We start from the raw sequence: 20,817 nt of genomic DNA, 5'->3' as shown, positions 1-20,817 counted from the left end.
CCGGCTCGAAACCGTCAGGAGGCGCGAGTTCGAACTTCGCATCCGGCTCAGGTCCGGTCTCTGGCTCGGTCTCTGGTTCGGGGTCGGGGGCGGACATGAAGCAAGCCTGGGGGCCGACCGCTGGGAGGAGTTATGGGGAACCCCTGGGGAAAACTCCCCAATTCACCGGTAGAAGAGGGCCAGTTCCGTGCGCGACCGGGCTCCGACCTTGCGCATCGCCGCGCTGAGATGCTTGTCCACCGTCTTCGGTGACAGGAACATCTCCTTGGCGATCTCCTGGTTGGTCAGTCCCGTGGCGGCCAGCCTGGCGACCTGCTCCTGGCGCGAGGACAACGCGGAGCCTCCCGCCTCGCGCGGCTGGGCGAGCTGCGGGAGGCGTACCCCCCAGGTCCGGCCGAGCAGGTTGGCCCGGTCGAGATCCCACCGGGCGCCGAGCTCCGCGTACACCGTGGTCACCGCCTGAAGGATCGGCCCGGCGGCGGGGTCGCCGGCCCTGAGGAGGCAGGCCGCCGCCTGCTCGTCCGCCTGCGCTGCGTCGTAGGCCGCCGGGAGCGCGCGGAAGCCCTCCGCGGCCGCGGTAAGCGACCGGGCGGCCTCGGCCCACCGCTGGTCCGCCGCCTGCAGCAGCCCGCGGGCCTGTCCCAGCGCGGGAACGGCCAGCGGCGCGTCCAGCCCGCGCAGGCGTGCCTCGTAGCGCTCCACCAGCTCGGCGGCGTCATCCCCCCGTCCGGCTGCGAGCAGCGTCTCCACGAGCGCCGGTACCGCGCGCACCCCCGCGGGCCACATCTCCTTGCTCTCCCACGCGCGCACCGCGGCGGCGGTTTCGGCGATCGCCGCGTCGTGCTCGCCGCGCGCGACGGCCAACCGGAGCAGCATCGAGACGGGCACGGGCAGCAGGTCGAAGTCACCCCTGGCGAACGCGCGCCCGACGACGTCGCGCAGGACGTCCAGCGCGAGATCCAGGCGTCCCGGCGCGGGCGCCAGGCACGCCGCGACCGTGTCCACGATGAGGCTCTCGTGTGGCCGGGCGTCACCCTGCCTGCGCAGGGCGTCCACCATCGGGCGGAGTCCGCCCCACGCGCCGCGGCAGTAGTCGACGATGGTCAGCCTCGTCCTGGTCCGTTGCTCGCTGACCCCCTGCAGGTCGGGGTTGGCGGTGTCCAGCGCCGTCTCCAGCAGGCTCCGGGCGAGGTCGTGGTGGCCGGCGTAGCCGGCGTCCTCGGCGATGGAGCAGTAGGCGTTGGCCTCCTGGTGATCGCGGGCGTGACCGCCGGTCTCCGCGCGGAGCTGCTCGGTCAGGTCCGCCCAGCGCGCGTCGCCCATCACGACGAACACCATCGCCAGCTTGCCCAGGATCAGCACCCGCATGGCGCGGTCCTCGACGGCGGGCAGCAGTCCGAGCGCCTGGTTCAGCCGATCGCGCTCCTCCTCGGGCGAGACGCCCGCCACGATCGGCAGTCCCAGCAGCACCAGCGCCCATGCGGCCAGGTCGGGACGGTCGCCCAGATCCTCTAGGGCCCCGGCCAGCACGCTGTTCCTACGCGTGGGATCGTCCCGCGTCACCTCGAAGTGCATGCCCGACAGGAAGCGCAGCTCGCCGCGGAGCGCGGTCGGCAGCTCGGAGCGGAGCGCCTCGGTGATCAGCTCGCGCATCTGCGGGAAGGGCAGCACCTGCAGGGCCGCCCAGCCCAGGCGCACGGTGAGCTGCGCCCGCCGTACCGGATCCAGCTCCGCGTTGCGCAGCAGGTCCTCGAGCAGCCGGGCGGCCTCGGCCTCGTCGCCGAGGGCGGCCGCCTGCTCGGCCGCCCTGGCGGCTGCGTCCGCCCACTCGGGCGTCCGGCCCGACTGCCGCAGGTGGTGCGCCATCTGCCCGAGCGGCACCTGCCGCAGTTCCTGTACGGCCGCCGCCGCGGCGGCGTGCATCGCCCGCCTGCGCCCCACCGGGATCGCCTCGTAGACGGCCTGCGCCGCCAGTACGTGCCGGAACCCCACCGTCCCGTCACGTTCGGCCAGCAGCCCGGAGTCGAGTGCGCCGTCCATCGCCTCGGGCTCGGGCCGGCCGGCCGTGTGCGCCAGCACCGAGACGGGCACCGCGAGCTGGAGCACCGCGGCGGTCTCCACCACGGCCCGCGCCTCGGCGGGCAGCCTGGAGACCCGTTCCTGCACCGAGGCGCGCACGCCCACGGGCACGTCCAGCGCGTCGAGGGTTCGGCGGGCCCAGCCGCCCTCCCATTCGATCAGCGCGCCGCGCGTGCGCAGCAGCGCGAGCAATTCCTGTACGGCCAGCGGCAGCCCCGAGGCACGCGCGCGCAGGTGCTCCGCGAACTCCTCCGTCACCTCGTCCACGCCCAGGATCGCCGCGGCGAGCGTGCGGGTCTGCGCCGTGTCGAGCGGAGCGAGCGCCAGGTGCTCATGCCTGACCGAGTCGGGTGGGCGCGCCGTCATCGCGCGGACGGCCGCGGCGGCCTCGTCGCCCCGGTAGGTCAGCACCACCGACAGCTCTCCCTGCGGTGTTCCCAGCAGATAGCCCAGGAACTCCACGGTCTGCTCGTCAGCCCAGTGCAGGTCCTCCACCACCAGGATGGCGGGGCCCAGCGCGGCCAGCACCTCGACCAGGCCGCGAAACAGCCGGTGCCGTTCGGCCGCCCGGTTCTCCAGCGGCGGAGGAGGTTGCGGGAGCACTCCTTCGAGTTCGGGCAGGAGCCCGCGCAGGGCGCCCGCCACCGGTGACAGGGCGGCGCCGGTCAGGTCGGTGGCGCGGCCGCGTATCGCCTCCACGATCGGGCCCAGTGGGAACGGCTCCCTGATCTGCCCGCAGCCGCCGCTGAGGAGGCGGCGATCCGCCAGCTCGGGCCGGGCGGCCAGCTCGGCCAGCAGCCGTGACTTGCCGATGCCCGCCTCCCCCTCGACCACGGACACCGAGGGGGCCGCGGTCACCGCGGCGACGAGCCTCTCCAGCTCTTGATCCCGGCCGACCAGGAGGGGCGACACCGTCCTGCCCAGTGCCCCGGGTCCGTTCACCAGCACCAGCCGCGCATCTCTCACCGTGCCTTGATCGCCGCACCGGCCATGTAATCATGAAATTTAGCCCCAGGGCATCATAAATTCACGAATATCGGTCGGACGAGAAGGGGCTTTTCGGCTGTCGCCGTTGATGATCGCACCGGCGTCTCGTGTCCGCGGCCCGGCGTGCCCAGGCCGAAGGCGAGCCGGTCGAGCAGAACGTGCCACCGGTCCCGGTGCGCCACGAGGCGCTGGTTGTCGGTATGGAGGTAAGAGACCACCGGCGCTTCGCCGTCGATCCGAGCCGCTGGGACTTCCCGTTCGTCCTCGGCGGCGGCACCGCCTGACGGCCGCCTGCGGTGTCTCAGACGCCCAGCCGGACGTCCATCAGCGCGGCCACGGCCTCCTCGGGGCCGGCCAGGTCGACGAGGGCGTGGGACTGGCGGCCGAAGCAGAACAGCAGCAGCTCACCGGCGGTGCCCGTCACCTCGACCACCGGTGCGTCCCTGGTGCCGCCGAGGGCGACGCCACCGCCGATGCGGTGCAGGACGACGCCGACCGGGGACTTGCGCAGGAACACCCGCCTGCCGGTCCGGACGCGCTTCCAGAAGAGCGCCTCCAGGTCGGCGGGGAGTTCGCGCGGCTCCCAGACCCGTTGCGCACGCCGTACGTCCTCGTGGTGGACGAAGAACTCCAGGGCGTTGACGGTGCTGTCCATGCCGGGTACCCGGTAGAGTCCGGCCGGGCCGGAGCGGATCAGCTCCACCAGGCGCGGGTAGCCGTACCTGGCCTTCAAGGTCTCCTGCACGGAGGCGGTGTATCCGGCCAGCGGCCGGAGGGCGATCCCGCCCGCGGCGTCCGGGCGGCGTTCGCGCAGGACGAGGTGGGCGGCGAGGTCGAAGGTGGTCCAGCCCTCGCAGAGCGTGGGGGCGTCCGGGCCGAGCTGGGCGAGCAGGTCGCCGAGAGCGGCGCGTTCGGCGCGGGCGTGAGTCATCTGATCATCCTAACAATACCGTCACCTGGGCTCCCTCCCCCGTGACCTGGGTTCCCGCCCCCGGTCGGGGCGGGAACCGACACTCCGGGGAGGGGTTGGGGGAATAAGGGGGCGATCGCGCGTGATAGCTACTTACGTAGCAATGTTCATCTTCGAAAGGACACCCCCCGAGTGGCGAGCAAGGTGACTCCCGCCGTCATGCGTAAGGGATTCCACGTACTCGGGGTGGCCATCCGAGCCGAGAAGGCGGTCTTCGCCGCGGCCACCCTGTCCAGCGCGCTCTACGGCGTCATGACGGTCGGGTCGGCGTGGGCGCTCGGCTGGGCCACCGAGCACGTCGTGTTGCCGGCGTTCGCCAAGGGGGACGTCGCGACCGGCACGCTGGTGACGGGTGCGCTGCTCATCCTGGGCGTCGCGCTGCTGAAGGCGTTCGGCGTGGCCGGCCGGCGGTTCTTCGCCGGGGTCATGCAGTACCGGATGCAGGCCCGCTCCCGGCGGGAGGTCACCCGCCAGTACCTCAGGCTCCCGCTGGCCTGGCACCACCGGCACCCGACCGGTCAGCTGCTGTCCAACGCCGGCTCCGACGCCGAGGCGGCCTGGGCTCCGCTGGCCCCGCTGCCGATGGCGGTCGGCGTGGTCGTCATGCTCGTCACCGCCGCCTTCGCGCTGGTGCTCACCGACCCCGTCCTCGCCCTGGTCGGTTTCCTGATCTTCCCGGCGATCGCCGTGCTGAACCTGGTCTACCAGCGCCGGCTCAGCCCCCTGGCGACCCGCGCCCAGCAGTTGCGCGCCGAGGTCAGCGAGATCGCCCACGAGAGCTTCGACGGAGCCCTGGTCGTCAAGACCCTCGGCCGCGAGGACGAGGAGACCGCCAGGTTCCAGGCCAGGGCCGAGGAGCTGCGCGACGCCAACATCGCGGTCGGCCGGGTCCGCGGCCTGTTCGACCCGATGCTGGAGGCGCTGCCCACCCTGGGTGTGCTCGCGGTGCTGGTCGTCGGGGCGTGGCGGCTGGAGGGCGGCGCGGTCAGCTCGGGGGTCCTGGTCCAGGTCGCCTACCTGTTCACCCTGCTGGCCTTCCCGATCCGCGCGCTCGGCTGGGTGCTCGCCGAGCTGCCCCGCGCCGTCGTCGGCTACGAGCGGGTGCAGGCGGTCCTGACCGCGACCGGCTCCATGGAGTACGGCACCGCCACGCTGTCCGGTACGCTCCCGGCCCGGTTGGAGGTCCGCGACCTCGACTACGCCTACGACGGTTTCCCGGTGCTGCGCGGGGTCGGGTTCGAGGCCGAGCCGGGCCGGACGCTCGCGCTGGTCGGGCCCACCGGTTCGGGCAAGTCCACCCTCACCCAGACCCTCGTCCGCCTGGTCGACCCGGCGGCCGGAGCCGTGCTGGTGGACGGGGTGGACCTGCGTGACGTCGTCCGCGGCGGGGTCAGCGGGGCGGTGGCGCTGGTGGCGCAGCAGACGTTCCTGTTCGACGACACCGTGCGGGACAACGTCACCCTCGGCCTGCCGGTCGGTGACGAGGACGTCTGGGCGGCGCTGCGCCTGGCCCAGGCCGACGGCTTCGTCAGCGCCCTGCCCTCCGGGCTCGACACCAAGGTCGGCGAGCGCGGCACCACCCTGTCCGGTGGCCAGCGCCAGCGCCTGGCCCTGGCCCGCGCGCTGGTCCGCCGGCCCCGGCTGCTCATCCTGGACGACGCCACCTCCAGTGTGGACCCGCAGGTCGAGGCCAGGATCCTGTACGGCCTGCGGGACGCGGCCCAGGCCTCGACCGTGCTGGTCGTCGCCTACCGGATGGCCACCATCGCCCTGGCCGACGAGGTCGTCTACCTCGAACACGGCGAGGTCGCCGACCGGGGGACCCACGAGGAGCTGCTCGTCCGCTGCGGGGGCTACCGCAACCTGGTCACCGCCTACGAACGCGAAGAGGCCGAGCGTGAGGCGCTCGGGGCAGAGGAAGAGGAAGAGGTCAGCGCGTGAGCAGTCTCACGACCACCGACGAGAGGATGGTGCGCCGGTGAGCGGGCGAGCCGGTCGACACAGCGGCGCGGGGAGCCCGCGGGCCGCCGGCCCGTCCGCCGGGAGGCGCGCGTGAGTTCGCTTCACGGGGTCGAGCGGTCGGCGATGGCCACCGTCAGGCACGGGCTGTCGCTCACGCCGGAGTTCCGCAAGGGGCTGGCCGGGACGCTCGCGCTGGCCGTGCTGGCGACCCTGGGCAAGGTGATCGTGCCGATCGCCGTCCAGCAGACCATCGACCGGGGCCTGAAAGGGGAGGTCCCCGACCTGCCCTACATCCGCACCGCCGTGCTGCTGTGCGCCGCGGCCGTGGTGGTCACCGCGCTGTGCGCGTACCTGATGAACATCCGCCTCTACCGGGCCACCGAGACCTCCCTGGCCGGGCTGCGGGTGCGCGGGTTCCGGCATGTGCACGACCTGTCGGTGCTCACCCAGAACTCCGAGCGCCGCGGTGCCCTGGTCTCCCGGGTCACCGGCGACGTGGACCAGATCAGCGTGTTCATGCAGTGGGGCGGGCTGATGATCATCATCGCCCTGGGGCAGCTCCTGGTCGCCACCGTGCTGATGTTCGTCTACTCCTGGCAGCTCGCCCTGCTGGTCTGGGTCTGTTTCCTGCCGCTCCTGGTCGTGCTGCCGCGCTTCCAGCGGTGGCTGTCGGGCGCCTACACGGTGGTCCGCGAGCGCACCGGCGACATGCTCGCCGCCGTCAGCGAGTCGGTGGTGGGCGCGGCGGTGGTCCGGGCCCACGGTTCGGAGGCCCGTACCGCCCAGCGGCTGGACAGCGCGATCGACGCCAACAAGACCGCGCAGGCCCGCACACAGCGGCTGGTGGCGACCGTGTTCCCGCTGACCGAGATCGTCGCGTCGGTGGCGATCGCCGGGGTGGTGCTGCTCGGGGTGAAGCTGGGCATCGCCGGTGAGATCACCGCCGGGCGCCTGATCGCCTTCCTGTTCCTGATCACGTTGTTCGTCTCGCCGCTGCAGACCGCCACCGAGATGCTCAACGAGGCGCAGAACGCGATCGCCGGCTGGCGGCGCATCCTCGGGGTGCTCGACACCCCGCCGGACGTCGCCGACCCCGGTCCGCAGGGCGTCGACCTGCCGCGCGGGCCCATCTCGGTCCGCTTCGAGGAGGTCGGCTTCGCCTACCCGGGCGGAGCGCCGGTGCTCAGCGAGGTGTCGGTGGACATCCCGCCGCGTTCGCGGATCGCGGTGGTGGGGGAGACCGGCTCGGGCAAGACGACCTTCGCCAAGCTGCTCACCCGTCTGATGGACCCGGTCTCCGGCCGCGTCACCGTGGACGGTGAGGACCTGCGCGGGGTCCGCTTCTCCTCGCTGCGCGAGCGGATCGTCATGGTGCCGCAGGACGGGTTCCTGTTCGACGGCACCCTGGAGGAGAACATCCGTTTCGGCCGCCCGGCGGCGACCGGGGCGGAGATCCGGCTGGCCATGACCGAGCTGGGGCTCACCGACTGGTTGGAGGGCCTGCCCGCGGGCCTTTCCACCCGGGTCGGCCAGCGCGGGGAGTCGCTGTCGGCGGGGGAGCGTCAGCTCGTCGCGCTGGCCCGCGCCTATCTGGCCGATCCCGACCTGCTCCTGCTCGACGAGGCCACCTCCGCGGTGGACCCGGCGACGGAGGTACGGCTGGCACGCGCCCTGGAAGGGGTGACGCGGGGCCGTACCGCCATCTCCATCGCCCACCGGCTGTCGACCGCGGAGGCCGCCGACGAGGTGCTCGTCTTCGACCGGGGCCGCATCGTGCAGCGCGGTCCGCACGCCGAGCTCGTCGGGGAGCCCGGCGTCTACGCCGACCTGCACGCCTCCTGGGTCTCGGCCGCCCGCTCATAGCCCTGCCGTACGGCCTGGCGTTCCGGTTCGCGCACGACGGCGCTGGCGGGGCCGAGACCGCACCGGCGGCGCGGAGGATTAGCGACCTCCAAGGGAGGTAGGGGGCAGGAGTGAGCGCGAAGTCTTCTCGGGGGTGGGGATTCATGTCGGATGTGCTGGGCGAGGAGCCCAAGGAGACGCAGTTCCCCGTGCTCGACGTGCGCTCGGCCGTGGCCCGCAGCGACCTGCTGGACGAACTGCCGAACCTGCGGGTTTTGGACGACGATGACGACGATCCCGTCCTGGTGCGGCTGGACGGCACTCCGGTGGACACCTGGCGGGAGCGCTACCCCTACGGGGAGCGGATGGACCGGGCCGAATACGACCGCCTCAAGCGGCTGCTCCAGATCGAGCTGCTCAAGCTGCAGTACTGGATCAAGGACACCGGCGGCCGGCTGGTCGTCCTGTTCGAGGGGCGTGACGCGGCCGGCAAGGGCGGCACGATCAAGCGGTTCATGGAACACCTCAACCCGCGCGGGGCCGCCGTGGTCGCGCTGGAGAAGCCCAGCGAGCGCGAGAGCACCCAGTGGTACTTCCAGCGCTACGTCTCCCACCTGCCGGCCGCGGGGGAGATCGTCTTCTTCGACCGCTCCTGGTACAACCGCGCGGGGGTGGAACGGGTGATGGGCTTCTGCTCGCCCGAGGAGTATCTGGAGTTCATGGAGCAGGCGCCCGAGTTCGAGCGGATGCTCGTCCGCGACGGCATCCACCTGGTGAAGTTCTGGTTCTCGGTCTCCCGCTCCGAGCAGCGCACCCGGTTCGTGATCCGCCAGGTCGACCCGGTGCGCCAGTGGAAGCTGTCACCCATGGACCTGCAGTCGCTGGACAAGTGGGAGCAGTACACCCAGGCCAAGGAGGACATGTTCCTCTACACCGACACGGAGGACGCGCCGTGGACGGTGATCAAGAGCAACGACAAGAAACGGGCCAGGATCGAGGCCATGCGCCACCTCCTCAGCCAGTTCGAATACGACAACAAGGACCACGAGGTCGTGGGTGAGCCCGATCCCAGGATCGTCGTCCAGGCGGCCGACCTGTTCGACGACGACCGCACGCGCTGAGCCGGCGGCGCGGGGCCGCCCTCCGGTTCCGCGCCGGGCCTGCCGCGGGCCTGCTCCGGGCCTGCTCCGGTTCCGCTGCGGGCCTGCTCCGGGCCGGGCCGGGCGTCACCCCTGCCCCCGGCTGCGGCACAATTGCCGCATGTCCCTTGACCCCGCCATCGCGGCACGGCTGAAGCGCACCACCGACGGCCTGGTGCCCGCGATCGTCCAGCAGTACGACACGGGCGAGGTGCTGATGCTCGCCTGGATGGACGACGAGGCCCTGCACCGCACGCTCACCACCGGCCGTGCCACCTACTGGTCGCGCAGCCGCGGATCCTACTGGGTGAAGGGTGACACCTCCGGCCACGTCCAGCACGTCAGGTCCGCGGCCCTCGACTGCGACGGCGACACGATCCTGCTCAAGGTCGACCAGGTGGGCGCCGCCTGCCACACCGGTGACCGGACCTGTTTCGACGCCGACCGGCTGACGGCGGATCCCAGATGACGGCCGGGCGGGCGCTGTGGACCTGGGCGGCGGCCTGCGTGGCGGGAGCCGCGCTCGTGCTGCTCGCCGCCGGGCGTGACTGGTTCACCGTCACCTCCGGCGCGCGCACGGTGGCGGTCCCCGCCGCGGAACTGGCACCCGCCCTCGGACCGGCGGCGTGGGCGGCGCTCGCCGCGGTGGTCGCCGTGCTCGCGACCCGGGGCGTGTGGCGCAGGGTCGTCGGCGTGGTGATCGCGCTCTGCGGGGCGGGTGTGCTCGCCTGGGCCTGGCAGGCGAGCCGTACGGGCGCGGCGTTGCGGGTGGGGACCGAGCGGATCCCCATGGCCGAGACCGGCGGCCTGCACGCCGTGCCGGTGTCCGCCTGGCCGGTGGTCGCCGGGCTGGGCGGCCTGCTCCTGGTGGGCGGGGGAGTGGTGGCGGCCCTGCGGGGCGCCGGATGGCCCGGCATGTCCGACCGCTACGAGCGCCGCGGACCCGGCCGTGCGGGCTCCGGGGAGGCGGGCCGTACCGGCGAGGGCGTTCGGAGCGAGCGGGCGCTGTGGGACGCGATCGACCTCGGCGCCGACCCGACGGTCGGACCGGATGACACGGTTGAGCCGGACAAAAGGGAGCAGTGATGCTCATTCGCACTGCCCTTACGGTCACAACTTGCCTACGGAGGTTATGCGTTTTCTTAGGTGAGACACGGGTTTCGTTAGGCTTCTGCCCGCAACTCGCATATATGGGGAGTCTTATGAGTTACGGGAATCAGTCCGGTGGTTACGGGCCGCCGCAGGGCGGCGGGTACGGTTCCTCCGGCGGGTACGGCCCGCCCCCCGGCGGCGGCTACGATCCCTACGGCTACGGCGCCCCGCCGCCCCGCGGCAACAACGGCATGTCCATCGCCGCGCTGATCCTGGGCATCGCCGGGCTGTTCATGTGCGGTGTCACCTCGGTCGTGGGCATCGTGCTCGGCCATGTCTCGCTGAACCAGATCAAGCGGACGGGCGAAGAGGGGCGGGGCATGGCCATCGCCGGCCTGGTCCTGTCCTATTTCGGGGTGGCCTGCTGGCTGGTCGTGCTGGTGGTCTGGCTGGTCGCGATCGGCGTTCTGGCCGGTTCCGCCTCGCTGTCGGGTTACTGACGGGGGTCCGCGCCCGCCGTGGGTATCGTGGCCGGTGACGGGGGAGGTCCGGTGGCCGGGGAAGGGGCGCGGAGGAGGCCGATGGCGACGGGGAGAGCGGCCGGCGCGCGAAGGGCCGGAAGGGTCGGGGCCCTGCTGGTCCCGTTCGGCGCCGCGCTGACGGCCGGCGCCGCGGTCGCGTTCGTGGGCGTGGTGGACCCGAACGTGCCGGGACACTACCCCACGTGCCCGTTCCTGATGCTCACCGGTCTCTACTGTCCGGGCTGCGGTGGCCTGCGGGCCGTGTACGCGCTGGCCCACGGCGACCCTGTCACCGCTCTCGGGCTCAATCCCCTGATCGTGGCCATGGTCCCGCTCGCGGTCTTCCTGTGGGGGCGCTGGGCGTTGCGTTCCTGGCGGGGTGGAGTGCCGGCCGGGAAAGCCGTACGTCCTGTCTATGCGTGGATATTCCTCGCATTAATGACCGCGTTTTGGATAGTACGAAATATTCCCGGTGCGGAATTATTGGCTCCGTAGTAACCGATAGGCGTCACCCCGTGGCGGGGTGACCTCGGCAAGGCCGATAGCATCGGCTGGACAAGGCAATCGATCGGGAGGGGCCTTACTCGTGAGCGAGTGGAGCGAGCGGACCATGGGCACGGCAGCGTTCGCGGACATGACCTCCGAGTTTCGCGAGGAGGGCAAGTGAGCGTGCTGGAGGAAATCCTCGAAGGAGTCCGCGCCGATCTGGCCGACCGGCAGGGGGCGGTGTCGCTGGCCGAGCTCAAGGAGCGGGCCGGGCGGGCGCCCACCCCCCGCGACGCCTACGCGGCGCTGGGGGGCGACCAGGTGGCGGTCATCGCCGAGGTGAAGCGTTCCAGCCCGTCCAAGGGCGCGCTGGCCGCGATCGCCGATCCCGCCGCGCTCGCCGGTGACTACGAGGCGGGCGGCGCCCACGTCATCAGCGTGCTGACCGAGAGGCGCCGCTTCGGCGGCAGCCTCGACGACCTGGCCGCCGTGCGCGCCGTGGTCGACATCCCGGTGCTGCGCAAGGACTTCGTCATCACCTCCTACCAGCTCTGGGAGGCCCGCGCCTACGGCGCCGACCTGGTGCTGCTGATCGTGGCCGCGCTGGACCAGAACGCGCTGGTCTCGCTCATCGAGCGGGCCGAGTCGATCGGGCTGACCCCGCTGGTCGAGGTGCACACCGAGGAGGAACTCGGACGGGCGCTCGAAGCCGGGGCCAGGATCGTCGGCATCAACGCGCGCAACCTCAAGACCCTCGAGGTGGACCGCGACGTGTTCGCCAAGCTGGCTCCGAAGATCCCCGAAGGCGTCATCAAGATCGCCGAGTCGGGTGTGCGCGGTCCTCACGACCTGCTCGCCTACGCCAGGGCGGGCGCCGACGCCGTCCTGGTGGGCGAGAGCCTGGTCACCGGCAAGGACCCGAGGGCCGCCGTGGTGGACCTGGTCACCGCAGGCGCCCACCCCGCATCCCGACCAGAGGGGCAGTAAGCAGTGGCAACGACAGACGGAATCCTTCTCACCCCGGCCGACCTGGCGGGCAACGGGGTCCACGGCGACGACCCGGACGTCCACGGCAAGTTCGGGATCTTCGGCGGACGTTACGTCCCCGAGGCGCTGATCCCGGCGCTGGACGAGGTGGCCGCCGAGTACGCCAAGGCCAAGAACGACATCGCGTTCCTGCGTGAGTTCGACCACCTGCTGCGCACCTACGCCGGACGGCCGACCACGCTCACCGAGGTGCACCGGTTCGCCGAGCAGGCGGGTGGCGCCCGGATCATCCTGAAGCGTGAGGACCTGACCCACACCGGCGCCCATAAGATCAACAACGTGCTCGGCCAGGCCCTGCTCACCAAGCGCCTGGGCAAGTCGAGGGTGATCGCCGAGACCGGCGCGGGCCAGCACGGCGTGGCCACCGCCACCGCCGCCGCCCTGATGGGCCTGGAGTGCGTGATCTACATGGGGGCCGTCGACTGCGAGCGCCAGGCGCTCAACGTCGCCCGCATGAAGCTGCTCGGCGCCACCGTCGTCCCGGTCACCAACGGCAGCCAGACCCTCAAGGACGCCATCAACGAGGCCTTCCGCGACTGGGTCGCCAACGTCGACGACACCCACTACCTGTTCGGCACGATCGCCGGCCCGCACCCGTTCCCGGAGATCGTCCGCGACTTCGCCCGCATCATCGGTGTCGAGGCCCGCCGGCAGATCCTGGAGCTGACCGGCAGGCTGCCGGACGCCGTCGCGGCGGCGGTCGGCGGCGGATCCAACGCGATCGGCATCTTCCACGCCTTCATCGGCGACGAGGGCGTCCGGCTGCACGGCTACGAGGCGGCCGGCCACGGCCTGGAGAGCGGCAAGCACGCCCTCACCCTCACCGAGGGCTCCATCGGAGTCCTGCACGGCTCGCGCACCTACGTCCTGCAGGACGACGAGGGCCAGACGATCGAGTCCCACTCGATCTCCGCCGGTCTCGACTACCCGGGCGTCGGCCCCGAGCACGCCTGGCTCAAGGACACCGGTCGCGCCTCCTACCACGGCATCACCGACGCCGAGGCGATGGAGGCCTTCGCGCTGCTGGCCCGCACCGAGGGCATCATCCCGGCGATCGAGTCCTCCCACGCGCTCGCCGGGGCCCTCAAGCTCGGTCGCGAGATGGGCCCCGAGGCGACCATCCTGGTCAACCTCTCGGGCCGTGGCGACAAGGACATGGGCACCGCCATGAAGTACTTCAACCTCTGACGACCGCTTGCTTCCCCTCCGGCGGGGTCGGAGGGGACTAAAAGGCCCGAACCGCAACGGAACCCAAGATGACGACTCTTCAGACGGTGTTCGCCAAGGCGAAGGCGGACGATCGCGCCGCCCTCATCGGCTATCTGCCCGCCGGATTCCCCACGAAGGACGGCGCGATCAAGGCCGCCGCCGCCATGGTGGAGGCGGGCTGCGACGTGATCGAGATCGGCCTCCCCTACTCCGATCCGCTCATGGACGGCCCGACGATCCAGGACGCCGTGCACCGGTCGCTGACCAACGGCACCCGCATCGCCGACGTGCTGCGCACCGTCGAGGGAGTGGCCAGGACGGGCGCCGCCACGCTGGTCATGACCTACTGGAACCCGATCGACCGCTACGGCGCCGACCGGTTCGCCCGTGACCTGGCGGCCGCGGGCGGGGTGGGCACCATCACCCCCGACCTGACCCCCGAGGAGTCCGAGCCCTGGCGGGCGGCCAGTTCCGCCGCCGGGATCGACACCGTCTTCCTGGTCGCGCCGAGCTCCCCGGAGAGTCGCATCGGGGCCGTCGCCGGATGCTGCACCGGTTTCGTCTACGCCGCCTCGCTGATGGGCGTCACCGGCGCCCGCGACTCGGTCGGAGAGGCCGCTCAGGGATTGGTGGAGCGGACCCGCCTGCAGACCGATCTGCCGGTCTGCGTCGGGCTGGGCGTCGGCACCGGCAAGCAGGCGGCCGAGGTGGCCCGCTACGCCGACGGCGTCATCGTGGGCTCGGCGTTCATCCGCCGCCTGCTGGACGCCCCCGACGAGGCCTCCGGCCTGGCGGCGGTCCGCGAGCTGGGCGCCGAACTGGCGGCGGGCGTCCGGGAGTAGTCCTCCGTCCTGCGATGCGGCCGTCCGGTGGGACGGCCGCATTCTGCTTTCCCGACAGGCCCGTGCCGGTGCCGTACGGCGGCGCGAAGACGCTGTCTGCCCCTACCGGAACGCAAGTTCGCCGTAGGATGCTGCCTGCTGTACCGGCCCGTCACCTGCGTGTTCCTGGTATGGCGGCTCTGCGATTTCCTGTCCGGTAAATAACTTATTCGACGCTTATCTAGCTCGTGATGGGGTTTTCTCCAGATATAGCCGTATCCGTGGGGGTACGTCATAAATGGGGGCCCGGAATAGGAGACGATGGTGCTCGTGACTTCTGACAAGCCCGTGCTTCGTCGATCGCGTTCGGCGAGTTCAGCGCTACCCTGGGTGACGACCGTCTCCCGGCTGGTGCTGGCGGGTGTTCTGATCTTCGCCGGATGGGGCAAGATCGGCACCCCGGTGCTGTCGGTGCAGTCGGTCAAGGCATACGAACTGCTTCCGGACTCGCTCGCCACGGTGGTCGGCTACGGCCTGCCCATCCTGGAGATCGTCGTAGGGGTGTTGCTGATTGTCGGGCTGCTCACCCGGGCTGCGGGCATCGTCTCCGCGCTGCTCATGCTGGCGTTCGTCATCGGCATCGCCTCGGTGTGGGCGCGCGGGCTGCGGATCGACTGCGGCTGCTTCGGCGGCGGCGGTCAGCTCAAGGCCGGGGTGGAGCCCGACTACCTCATCGACATCCTGCGAGACTCCGGTCTCTTCGTGCTCGGTGTCGTCACCGCCTGGCTGCCGCCGGGACGCTTCGCCCTGGACTCCGCGCTGGGGCTGGCCCCCGACCGGCGGTCGTATGACGACGATGACGACACCGAGGGCGACGAGGAGAAGCCCTACGAAAAGGAGAACCACTGATGGGCAAGGCCGCGCGGGATCAGTCGGCGCGTGATCGGATCAAGGCGCAGCGCGAGGAGCAGCTGCAGAAGGAGCGGCTCCGGCGCATCGTGACGATCACGGCAGCGGCGGTCGTCGCGCTCGGCGCCATCGGGGCCGGCTGGTGGTACGCCGCGCAGGGAAGCAAGTCCGAGCAGGTCACCGAGGCGCTGGCGCCGATCACCGTCGCCGCGGACGGCTCCGTGGTGATGGCCAGACAGGGCGTGGAGAAGCCGGTGCTGGAGGTCTACGAGGACTTCCAGTGTCCCGCCTGCAAGGCGCTGGAGGAGACCAGCGGCGCCACGATCAAGAACCTGGCCGCCGAGGGCAAGGCCAAGGTCGTCTACCATCCGATCACGATCTTCCCGCAGGAGATGAACAAGGGCGTGACCCGCGGCAACTCCGTCCGCGCCGGAGCGGCCTCCCGCTGCGTTCCCGGCGGAGCCCCGTGGATGAAATACCACGACAAGCTGTTCAAGGAGCAGCCGTCGGAGACCGTCGAGGGCTTCAAAGTCGAGGATCTGGCCGCCTGGGGCGAGGACGTGGGAGTCACCGCTCCCGGCTTCGCCACCTGCGTGACCAAGCAGGAGAAGGCCACCCAGCACATCGACTACAGTGCCAAGATCCTGGAGTCGGCCAAGCTCAAGGGCACCCCGACACTGAAGCTCGACGGCACCGAGGTCGACAACGACGTCGCCTTCAAACCAGGCGAACTACGCAAGGCCGTGCTTGATGCGGCCAAGTAGCCCGGGACACGGTAACGTCATCTGACATGCCCCTCGCCTCGATTCCCAGCCCCTCCCAGGGGGTCTGGCACCTCGGCGTGGTCCCCATCAGGGCCTACGCATTGTGCATCGTGCTCGGCGTCATCGTGGCCGTCATCATCGGTGAGCGCCGCTGGCGCGCCCGTGGCGGCGCGCCCGGCACCATCGTGGACCTCGCCGTCTGGGCCGTGCCGTTCGGCCTGGTCGGCGGGCGCCTCTACCACGTCATCACCGACTGGCAGCTCTACTTCGGTCCGGACGCGCCGAACAGGCCCATCGAGGCCCTCTACATCTGGAACGGCGGGCTGGGCATCTGGGGGGCCGTCGCGCTCGGCGCCCTGGGCGTGTGGTTCGGCTGCCGAGGCCGGGGGATCTCGCTGTCCGCGATGGCCGACACCGTCGCCCCCGGCATCGCCGTCGCCCAGGCCATCGGCCGCTGGGGCAACTACTTCAACCAGGAGCTGTTCGGCAGCCCGACCGACCTGCCCTGGGGCCTGGAGATCGATCCCGACCGGCCGGGCACGGTGGCGGGCGTCTCCACCTACCACCCCACGTTCCTGTACGAGTCGATCTGGGACCTGGGCCTTGCCCTCGTCCTGATCTGGGCCGGCCGCAGGTTCGCGCTCCGGCACGGCCGGGTGTTCGCCCTCTACGTCGCGGGCTACACCCTGGGCCGGTTCTGGATCGAGGGTCTGCGGGTGGACACCGCCCACCACATCCTCGGCCTGCGGCTCAACCAGTGGACCTCGATCATCCTGTTCGTCGCGGCCATGGCCTACTTCTGGTACGCCGGGAGGAAGACCGGCGAGGAGTCCGTGGGCGTCACCCCGGAGCCCGTGCCGGACGGCGCGGGGGCCGTCGACCCGGCGCACCCGTCCGACTCGGGCGACGAGGCCGATGAGGCCGACGGCACGGAGCAGTCCGCTGCGACGGACCCCGGCGCGGAGGCCGCCGCCGAGGGGGCCGTCGATCCGGCGCACCCGTCCGACCAGGCCGACGAGGCTGAGCAGGACGAGCACGGCGACGGACCGGACAGGCCCGCGGCCTCTCCCGAGGAGATCACGCCGCACGCCGTGTCCGGGGGAGAGAAAGAGAAGCGGTAGTCGATGAGTTCAGGCGAGTCCGGCGGACGCGCAGAGATCCATCACGCACACCGTGACGTCAACGGCGGCTGGCTGCGGCCTTCGGTGTTCGGTGCCATGGACGGGCTGGTCTCCAACTTCGCCCTGATCGCGGGCGTCGCCGGCGGTACGGCCAGCACGAAGGTCATCGTGCTGGCCGGGATGGCCGGGCTGGCCGCGGGCGCGTTCTCGATGGCCGGCGGCGAGTACGTCTCGGTGGCCAGCCAGCGGGAGCTCGCCCTGGCCGAGATCGACATCGAGCGGCGCGAGCTCCAGCGCAACCCCGAGTCCGAGCAGGATGAGCTGGCCAGACTCTACGAGTCGCGCGGTGTCGACCCCGAGCTCGCGGCCGAGGTGGCCAGGCAGATCTCCCGAGACCCCGAGAAGGCGCTGGAGGTGCACGCCCTGGTCGAGCTGGGGGTCACCCCGGACGACCTGCCCGCACCCGGGACCGCCGCCGTCTCCTCGTTCCTGTCCTTCGGCGTGGGCGCGTTCCTGCCGCTGCTGCCCTACCTGCTGGGGGTCACCAGCCTGGTGAGCTCGGCGGTGATCTCCTGCGTGGCCCTGTTCGGCGCGGGGGCGCTTGTCTCCCGGGTCACCGCCCGCAGCTGGTGGTACAGCGGGCTGCGCCAGCTCCTCGTCGGCGTGGTCGCGGCGGCCCTGACCTTCGGCCTCGGCCGCCTCCTGGGAGGGGGCGGGCTGTGATGGGCACCTCCGCACGCAAGCGCCGCCGTACCCCGGCCAAGGAGCCGTCCTGGAACAGTTCCCGGCTGGAGGAGTGGGGGCTGAGCCGGGGGCAGCAGCGGCTGCTGATGGTCGTCGCGTCGGTGGCCGGTGTGCTGGTCGCCGTTGTCGTCCTCATCTTCGCCATCGGTTCGATAGGCAACGACTTCGTGCCCGAGCGGGCCACCACCGCGGCCATCGCCACCCAGCCCCGGCCGGACGCCTACAAGGGCTGGGTCTCCCCGAAGCTGTTCGCACCGATCGCGCAGCACAAGGCCGATCCCACTCCGCTCACCCTGAAGGACGTCTTCGCGGAGAAGGTCCTCAAGGAGGGCAGGATCACCCTGAGACTGGGGGCCACCAAGCTGGACGCCGGCTGTTCGGCGGCGGTCTGGGGGCAGGGCCTGGTCGACCAGCTCGCCCAGGCCGGCTGTACCCAGGCCGCCCGGGGCGTCTACGCCAGCGCCGACGGCCGCTACATCGCCCAGTACACCCTGCTGAACCTGCGGAACACCGCCGCCGCGGACTCGCTGGTCCAGTCCCTGACGGCCCTGCACCGGGGCGGCTGGACCCGGTCGCTGGAGTCGGGCAGGGCGCACTTCCCGCTCAGCGGCTACACCGAGGCCAGCGGCCATGCCATGGGCCACTACGCGGGCCTGGTCTGGATCGGCCGGGCCGACGGTGCCGAGCCGGGGGTCAAGGACGACTTCGTCTCACTGTCCCTGGCGGTCCGCGGCGCTGAGAAGGTCGTGTTCCGCCGCGTCGTCGCGGCCGCTCCCCCGTCCTAGACCTGCGCGGGAGCGGTGGCCGCAGTAGGCTCATCGGTCATGCGCAAGTGGATCGCCGTCACCGCCGTGCCGCTCGTCGTCATCGCAGGGGCGGCGTTCCTGTGGCTGCGGGACGGACAGGACGCCCCGCGCCCGGCCACCTTGCGGAGCGAGCCGACCACGGCGCACTACGCGCCGATCGCCGCCCGCGCCGCCGACCCCGAGCCGCTGACCGTGGCGGAGATGTTCCCCGCCGGGTCGGTGACCTCGGGTCAGATCACGCTCATGAGTGAGGGGACCGAGACGCTCACCGACTGCGCCTCGGCGGTGTGGGGGAGCGCCGAGGACGCGGTGGCGGGCTGCACCCAGGTGTTGCGGGCCCGCTACGCCTCCCCGGACGGCCGGGTCTCCGGGCAGTTCGTCATCTTCAACCTGGCCGACTCCGCCGCGGCGGACCGGCTGGTGGCCGCCTTCGGAAACGGTGGTTTCGTACGGCAGGCCCCCGGCACCCCCGCGGGTTTCGACGCCTCCCGCAGCTGGGCTCAGGCCCGGGCGCTGGGGCACTACGCCACGGTGAGCTGGGTCGCCCCGGTGGGGCAGGCGAGCCAGGTGGACCTCACCTACCCGCAGGTCGCGGTGGACAGCCTCAGCCTGGTGATCCAGCGGCGTCTGCTGCGGTGAGGGAGGCCGCCACCGCGTCCGGGAGCTGCTCCAGGCGGTGGGCGGGCAGTTCGAGGACGGTGACGTCGTCGGCCCAGGGGGCGACGCCGGTGATGAGCGCCCTGGCCTGCTTCTTGGTCAGGTCGCCCCGGGCCCTGATGAGCGCCTCGCGCCAGGTGTTGGCGAGCTTGCTGTGGGCGGTGTCCAGGATGCGGCGCAGGATCCGCCCGGAGTCCGTTGAGGGGAGCGGCAGCCGTACGGCGTGGATCGTCGCACCCCGGGTGGTCAGTCCGTAGACCGCTGACAGCGGGCCGGTGGGGAGGTCCTGCGGCGGTCCGGCCAGGGTGACGTGGACGTGCTGGGCGCGGGTGGCCAGCAGGAGCCGGGGGAGTGCCGCCTCCAGCCCGGCCGGGACGGCGATCGCCACCCTGGCGGGGTCGCTGGCGTAGGGCTTGGCGAGCCAGGTCGTCAGGCGGGCCCGGGGCGTCTTCGCGAGCAGATCCTTCGGCCATTCGCCGACGAGCACGTCGGGGGCGTCGGTGTCGGTGCTCTGGCCGGCGGCGGCCGCCGTGGGGGAGGCCGGGGCGGCGGACTCGACGGACTGGGGGCCGTGGGTGTAGATGGCGGCGCCGAAGCCGTCGACGCGGGCCGCCACGGCGGGCCAGGTCTTGGTGGTGGGGCGCAGGATGTAGAGGTCGGCGGCGGAGCCGATGGCCTCGGCGCCGTGATAGCGGTTGAAGTCGGGATAGATCGCCTCGTTGACGAGGTTGAGCTGGGAGAGGGTGTGCTGCACCTTGAGGGCGAGGGCCGGGGTGCGTTCGCTGGCTCCGTAGGCCAGCAGGATCCTGCCCCGCTCGCGGTCGCGCAGGCCCTCCGCGGCGCGGGCGGTGAACAGCCCGATGCCCTCGGGGGTGTAGGGCGGGTCGGTGACGGCCAGGTCGGCCCAGGACTGCGCGGCCGCGGGCAGGCCCAGGCGCAGGTCGGCCCAGCGGGTCCGGACGTTGAGGCCGGACCGGCCGGCCTCCTCGTCGATGTAGGCCAGGATGCGCTCGTCGATGTCCACCACGGTCACCTCGACGCCCGGATGCAGCATCGCGGTCGCCAGCGAGGTCAGGTCGTGGTCGCCCACGCACAGCAGGCGGGCCCCGTCCAGCCAGAACCGGGCGTCCAGCAGCAGCGCCCTGCGGACCACGGTGTCGGCGGTCGCGGCCACGTGGTCCAGTGCCTGGCGGCCGCGGGGCGCCTTGGCGACGAGCTCCTCCATCCGGGCCAGCAGGCCGGGGTGACCGGGCAGCAGGTGTGCCACCGGGTCGGCCGGTGCGATCCGGCCTCCCACCAGGCCGGTCAGCGGCTCCCGGAGCCGGAAGCGGTCACCGGAGCGCTCCAGCTCGACCTCGCGCAGCAGGGACTCGACGGTCCGCCGTGAGGTCGCACTCTCCCGGACGAGATCCGCCAGCGTCCACCAGCGGCCGTCGTTCAGGTACGCCAGCACCGTCCGCAGCCGTCTGCCGTCCACACCCGCCTGCGCGATGAGCGCCGCAATCGCTTCCATGGGGCAACCCTAGAGCCCTCACCTGGAATGTCCTGCCCCGCTGCCGCGTTGTGCAGAGCAGACGCACCAGTACGAAATGTTCGCGACACGGACCGGGTAGGCATGTTTCCGGCAGGGTACTGTAATGTCTACACACCACGCAGCAGGG

The 20,817-nt window shown here is 71.7% G+C and carries 20 protein-coding genes; 17 read left to right on the top strand and 3 right to left on the bottom strand.

Annotated elements, in window-relative coordinates; all coding sequences use genetic code 11:
• Window positions 1-162: 162 nt before the first annotated feature.
• Window positions 163-3,045 (bottom strand): AAA family ATPase, encoded by a 2,883-nt coding sequence (locus tag OHA77_RS06900; protein WP_406316913.1) that lies wholly within the window; start codon window positions 3,043-3,045, stop codon window positions 163-165.
• Between the two features lie 128 nt (window positions 3,046-3,173).
• On the opposite strand from OHA77_RS06900, the gene OHA77_RS06895 reads away from it, so the two are divergent.
• Window positions 3,174-3,350: a hypothetical protein gene (locus OHA77_RS06895; RefSeq protein ID WP_406316911.1), complete on the top strand. Its 177-nt coding sequence runs from the start codon at window positions 3,174-3,176 to the stop codon at window positions 3,348-3,350.
• Between the two features lie 17 nt (window positions 3,351-3,367).
• Here OHA77_RS06895 and OHA77_RS06890 read toward each other — a convergent pair whose 3' ends face one another.
• Window positions 3,368-3,997, bottom strand: a complete 630-nt coding sequence (locus OHA77_RS06890; RefSeq protein ID WP_406316910.1) for a TIGR03085 family metal-binding protein — start codon at window positions 3,995-3,997, stop codon at window positions 3,368-3,370.
• A gap of 198 nt (window positions 3,998-4,195) precedes the next feature.
• On the opposite strand from OHA77_RS06890, the gene OHA77_RS06885 reads away from it, so the two are divergent.
• The 16 genes from OHA77_RS06885 (at window position 4,196) to OHA77_RS06810 (ending at window position 19,138) form a co-directional block, all read left to right on the top strand.
• The gene (locus OHA77_RS06885; protein WP_326821500.1) at window positions 4,196-5,977 is read left to right on the top strand and encodes an ABC transporter ATP-binding protein; all 1,782 of its coding nucleotides are present in this window, start codon (window positions 4,196-4,198) and stop codon (window positions 5,975-5,977) included.
• A 144-nt stretch (window positions 5,978-6,121) separates the two neighbouring features.
• On the top strand, window positions 6,122-7,861 hold the full coding sequence (locus OHA77_RS06880) for an ABC transporter ATP-binding protein (RefSeq protein WP_406319783.1): 1,740 nt from the start codon (window positions 6,122-6,124) through the stop codon (window positions 7,859-7,861).
• Window positions 7,862-8,004: 143 nt separating this feature from the next.
• Window positions 8,005-8,961: a polyphosphate kinase 2 gene (gene ppk2, locus OHA77_RS06875; RefSeq protein ID WP_406316908.1), complete on the top strand. Its 957-nt coding sequence runs from the start codon at window positions 8,005-8,007 to the stop codon at window positions 8,959-8,961.
• Window positions 8,962-9,100: 139 nt separating this feature from the next.
• The gene (gene hisI, locus OHA77_RS06870; RefSeq protein ID WP_406316907.1) at window positions 9,101-9,448 is read left to right on the top strand and encodes a phosphoribosyl-AMP cyclohydrolase; all 348 of its coding nucleotides are present in this window, start codon (window positions 9,101-9,103) and stop codon (window positions 9,446-9,448) included.
• On the top strand, window positions 9,445-10,065 hold the full coding sequence (locus OHA77_RS06865) for a Trp biosynthesis-associated membrane protein (protein WP_406316906.1): 621 nt from the start codon (window positions 9,445-9,447) through the stop codon (window positions 10,063-10,065). Before hisI ends, OHA77_RS06865 begins: the two co-directional genes overlap by 4 nt.
• A 116-nt stretch (window positions 10,066-10,181) precedes the next feature.
• Window positions 10,182-10,571: a DUF4190 domain-containing protein gene (locus OHA77_RS06860; protein ID WP_326821505.1), complete on the top strand. Its 390-nt coding sequence runs from the start codon at window positions 10,182-10,184 to the stop codon at window positions 10,569-10,571.
• Window positions 10,572-10,652: 81 nt separating this feature from the next.
• Entirely contained in the window at window positions 10,653-11,087 is a 435-nt protein-coding gene (locus OHA77_RS06855; RefSeq protein ID WP_326821506.1) for a DUF2752 domain-containing protein, read from the top strand.
• Between the two features lie 168 nt (window positions 11,088-11,255).
• Window positions 11,256-12,065 (top strand): indole-3-glycerol phosphate synthase TrpC, encoded by an 810-nt coding sequence (trpC, locus tag OHA77_RS06850; RefSeq protein WP_406316903.1) that lies wholly within the window; start codon window positions 11,256-11,258, stop codon window positions 12,063-12,065.
• 42 nt (window positions 12,066-12,107) lie between these two features.
• The gene (gene trpB / locus OHA77_RS06845) at window positions 12,108-13,313 is read left to right on the top strand and encodes a tryptophan synthase subunit beta (RefSeq protein ID WP_406319782.1); all 1,206 of its coding nucleotides are present in this window, start codon (window positions 12,108-12,110) and stop codon (window positions 13,311-13,313) included.
• Between the two features lie 68 nt (window positions 13,314-13,381).
• The gene (gene trpA / locus OHA77_RS06840; RefSeq protein WP_326821508.1) at window positions 13,382-14,176 is read left to right on the top strand and encodes a tryptophan synthase subunit alpha; all 795 of its coding nucleotides are present in this window, start codon (window positions 13,382-13,384) and stop codon (window positions 14,174-14,176) included.
• A 369-nt stretch (window positions 14,177-14,545) separates the two neighbouring features.
• A complete protein-coding gene (locus OHA77_RS06835; RefSeq protein ID WP_406316902.1) occupies window positions 14,546-15,064 on the top strand; it encodes a MauE/DoxX family redox-associated membrane protein in 519 nt (172 codons plus the stop codon).
• Entirely contained in the window at window positions 15,064-15,828 is a 765-nt protein-coding gene (locus OHA77_RS06830) for a thioredoxin domain-containing protein (RefSeq protein WP_406316900.1), read from the top strand. The genes OHA77_RS06835 and OHA77_RS06830 overlap by 1 nt, the downstream gene beginning before the upstream one ends.
• Before the next feature lie 26 nt (window positions 15,829-15,854).
• The gene (gene lgt, locus OHA77_RS06825; RefSeq protein WP_406316899.1) at window positions 15,855-16,949 is read left to right on the top strand and encodes a prolipoprotein diacylglyceryl transferase; all 1,095 of its coding nucleotides are present in this window, start codon (window positions 15,855-15,857) and stop codon (window positions 16,947-16,949) included.
• A gap of 3 nt (window positions 16,950-16,952) precedes the next feature.
• Window positions 16,953-17,672 (top strand): VIT1/CCC1 transporter family protein, encoded by a 720-nt coding sequence (locus OHA77_RS06820; protein WP_326821512.1) that lies wholly within the window; start codon window positions 16,953-16,955, stop codon window positions 17,670-17,672.
• Window positions 17,672-18,478: a hypothetical protein gene (locus OHA77_RS06815; protein ID WP_406316897.1), complete on the top strand. Its 807-nt coding sequence runs from the start codon at window positions 17,672-17,674 to the stop codon at window positions 18,476-18,478. Before OHA77_RS06820 ends, OHA77_RS06815 begins: the two co-directional genes overlap by 1 nt.
• A gap of 39 nt (window positions 18,479-18,517) precedes the next feature.
• Window positions 18,518-19,138, top strand: coding sequence for a hypothetical protein (locus tag OHA77_RS06810; protein WP_406316896.1), 621 nt, complete (start codon window positions 18,518-18,520; stop codon window positions 19,136-19,138).
• Here the strand turns inward: OHA77_RS06810 and OHA77_RS06805 are convergent.
• Entirely contained in the window at window positions 19,104-20,669 is a 1,566-nt protein-coding gene (locus tag OHA77_RS06805; protein ID WP_406316894.1) for a bis-aminopropyl spermidine synthase family protein, read from the bottom strand. The two genes, OHA77_RS06810 and OHA77_RS06805, sit on opposite strands and share 35 nt — an antisense overlap.
• Between the last annotated feature and the right edge of the window lie 148 nt (window positions 20,670-20,817).

The organism is Streptosporangium sp. NBC_01639, assembly GCF_045209755.1.
Taxonomy (GTDB): Bacteria; Actinomycetota; Actinomycetes; order Streptosporangiales; family Streptosporangiaceae; genus Streptosporangium.
This window is presented reverse-complemented; position numbering and strand designations above follow the sequence as displayed.